Source organism: Agromyces humi, assembly GCF_009720255.1.
GTDB lineage: Bacteria > Actinomycetota > Actinomycetes > Actinomycetales > Microbacteriaceae > Agromyces > Agromyces humi.
The window spans coordinates 1-578 of sequence record NZ_WJSP02000769.1; the positions used below are offsets into that span (position 1 = coordinate 1).

1 protein-coding gene is annotated in these 578 nt (G+C 72.8%); it reads right to left on the reverse strand.

What is annotated here, in order from left to right; genetic code table 11:
- Positions 1-291, reverse strand: a 291-nt coding sequence (locus tag GH736_RS24790) for a hypothetical protein (RefSeq protein WP_203230956.1), incomplete at its 3' end; no start/stop codon positions are given.
- Positions 292-578 lie beyond the last annotated feature (287 nt).

A 578-nucleotide genomic window follows, 5' to 3' on the forward strand; every position in this document is an offset into this window, starting at 1 on the left:
TGCCACCGGGACCGGCTGCACGGAGACGGCGGCCGGAGCCCAGCCCTCCGGCGAAGCCTGCTGGGGCCAACCCGCGTGGTGCGCCGACGCGTCGGACGCTGAAGTCGCGGCAGCACCACCGACGCCACCGGCACCGTTCGCCGCCTGCGCGTGCTCGACCCCGGACTCGAGACGAAGGGCCTCGGCGGTCTCCCGTTCGCGCAGCTCCCGGCGGGTCAGGGGTCGCTCGGCACGCAGGGGGATCTGAGTGCCTGGCGTGGAACCGTCGGGCACGAGGGGGGACTCGAGCACGTGGAGGGAGACCTTCGGCGTTGGGGGCGGAGATGGACAAGAGGTGAGCATCCCGACCGTACGTCGGCGAGATAACAGGTTGGTAAAGACTAACCGTTCTCAGCGGGGATCGCCACGCGAGACCGCGCGATCCGTCAGGCGGTCAGGGCGCTCGCAGCGGCATCCGCGGAACGGCACGGCTCAGGCCTCGACGCCCGCGGCGCGCAGCGCCGCGGTGAGCTCCTCGTAGAGGCCGGGAGCGGCGGCGACGAGCAGCTCGACGCTCTCGCGTCCGCCCTTCGGTCCGG